Origin of the sequence: Actinomadura sp. NPDC049753 (genome assembly GCF_040674655.1) — a bacterium.
GTDB classification, from domain to species: Bacteria; Actinomycetota; Actinomycetes; order Streptosporangiales; family Streptosporangiaceae; genus Spirillospora; species Spirillospora verrucosospora.
Genome location: NZ_JBFARL010000438.1, coordinates 1 through 1,823, shown reverse-complemented (window position 1 = coordinate 1,823; position 1,823 = coordinate 1). Strand labels below are relative to the sequence as shown.

Genomic DNA, 1,823 nt, shown 5'->3' with positions numbered 1-1,823 from the left:
GTCGGTGCCCGTGGCCGGGGTCGTCCTCGCGCCCGGGCAGGCCGAGTACGGCGACCGGCGGCGCCACGACCGCGTCGAGCGGGAACTGGCCGGCTGGCTCGCCGCCCGCGAGTGCGCCCTGCTGCCGCTGGACACGCGGCTCGATCCGCGCGACTGGCGCCTGTTCACGACGGCGGCCGAGCTGGAGTCGGTGCTGCGCAGGCTCGACGTCGTGGTCACGACGCGGCTGCACGGCCTCGTCCTCGCGCTGAAGAACGGGATCCCCGCGCTGGCCGTGGACCCGGTCGGCGGCGGCGCGAAGGTGACCGCGCAGGCGCGGGCCTGGGCGTGGCCCGCCGTGGTGACCCCGCCCGCGGCGCCGCCCGGCGAGCGGGTCCTGGACCCGGCGGAACTCGACCGCTGGTGGACGTGGTGCCTGTCGCCCGGGGGCGCGGGGCGGGCCCTCGCGCCCCCGTCGGACGCCGTGCTGATCGGCGAGCTGCTGGACGTCCTCGGCGTGCGGTAGCGGCCCGGCACGCCGGAGGCCGGAGGCGCGCCGCCGCTCAGGCGGGCCGTGCGACCACGAGTTCCCTGGCGAACCATTCGAGCGTGGTGCGCAGGCCCTCCTCGATGGAGATCCGCGGGCGCCAGCCGAGCGCGTCCTCGGCCAGAGCGGTGTCGGGGCGCCGGACGCGCGGGTCGTCCTCGGGACGGTCGATGAACCGGACGCGGGACGACGACCCCGTCAGGTCGATGACCAGCCGCGCGAGGTCGGCCATCGAGATCTCGTAGGGGCTGCCGATGTTCACCGGCCCGGGGTGGTCGGAGAACGCCAGCGCGACGATGCCCCGCACGGTGTCGTCGACGTGGCAGATCGACCGCGTCTGCGAGCCGTCGCCGGTGACCGTGAGGTCCTCGCCGGTCAGCGCCTGCCGCAGGAACGTCGGGATCGCGCGGCCGTCGTCCGGCCGCATCCGGGGGCCGTAGCTGTTGAAGATCCGCACGATCGCGGCGTCGAGGCCGCGCGAGTGCCGGAACGCCGACGTCAGCGCCTCGCCGAACCGCTTCGCCTCGTCGTACACGCTGCGCGGCCCCACCGGGTTGACGTTGCCCCAGTACGACTCGGGCTGCGGGTGCACCAGCGGGTCGCCGTACACCTCGGAGGTGGAGGCGAGGACGAAGCGGGCGCCCTTGGCCTCGGCGAGGTCCAGCGCGTGGCGGGTGCCCTGGCTGCCGACCTCCAGGGTCTGGATGGGGTACCTCAGGTAGTCGGCCGGGGAGGCCGCCGACGCCAGGTGGAAGACGTAGCCGACGTCGCCGGGCACGTTCACCGGCTCGGTGAGGTCGCGCTTGAGGAAGCGGAAGTCCCGCCGCTCGGCGAGGTGGGCGATGTTGCGGGAGGTCCCGGTCAGCAGGTTGTCGAGGCACACCACCGAGACGCCCTCGGCGAGCAGCGCCTCGCACAGGTGCGAGCCGAGGAAGCCGGAGCCCCCGGTGACGACGGCGCGTGGATGTCTCATCTTGTCCCCCTCATGGGTTCGGGTGGGCCAGTGCCTTCCCGGCGGCCTCGACGGCCTGGTCCGCTGTGATCTCCAGCAGCCCGGGACAGGGCTCGCGTCCGTGCGGGTCGCCGCGGCGCCCCGCCCACAGGACGTGGTGCTCGGCGCGGTCGGGAGGCCCCCACCGGCCGGGCGGCGTCGGGCCGAACAGCAGCACCGACGGTGTGCGGTAGGCGGTCGCGAGGTGCGCGACCCCGGTGTCGCCGCAGACGACCAGCCGGGCGCCCGCGACGAGCGCGGCCAGCTCGGGCAGCGGGGTGCGGCCGGACAGGTCGGCGGTCCGGT

Annotated in this window: 3 protein-coding genes; 1 reads left to right on the top strand and 2 read right to left on the bottom strand. The window is 75.5% G+C overall.

Features of this window, described 5'->3' with window-relative positions:
- Window positions 1–505: polysaccharide pyruvyl transferase family protein (locus tag AB0K37_RS42020; protein WP_363991798.1), on the top strand; the 505-nt coding region annotated here is incomplete at its 5' end.
- 37 nt (window positions 506–542) lie between these two features.
- Here AB0K37_RS42020 and AB0K37_RS42015 read toward each other — a convergent pair.
- Together AB0K37_RS42015 and AB0K37_RS42010 are read right to left on the bottom strand one after the other, a co-directional pair.
- Window positions 543–1,499 (bottom strand): NAD-dependent epimerase/dehydratase family protein, encoded by a 957-nt coding sequence (locus tag AB0K37_RS42015; RefSeq protein ID WP_363991795.1) that lies wholly within the window; start codon window positions 1,497–1,499, stop codon window positions 543–545.
- A 10-nt stretch (window positions 1,500–1,509) separates the two neighbouring features.
- Window positions 1,510–1,823 (bottom strand): glycosyltransferase family 9 protein (locus AB0K37_RS42010; protein ID WP_363991793.1); only part of this gene is annotated, 314 nt, incomplete at its 5' end.

Coding starts and splice junctions, on each gene's coding strand:
- AB0K37_RS42015 (WP_363991795.1), bottom strand. CDS start 1,499: ATGAGACATCCACGCGCCGTCGTCACCGGGGGCTCCGGCTTCCTCGGC.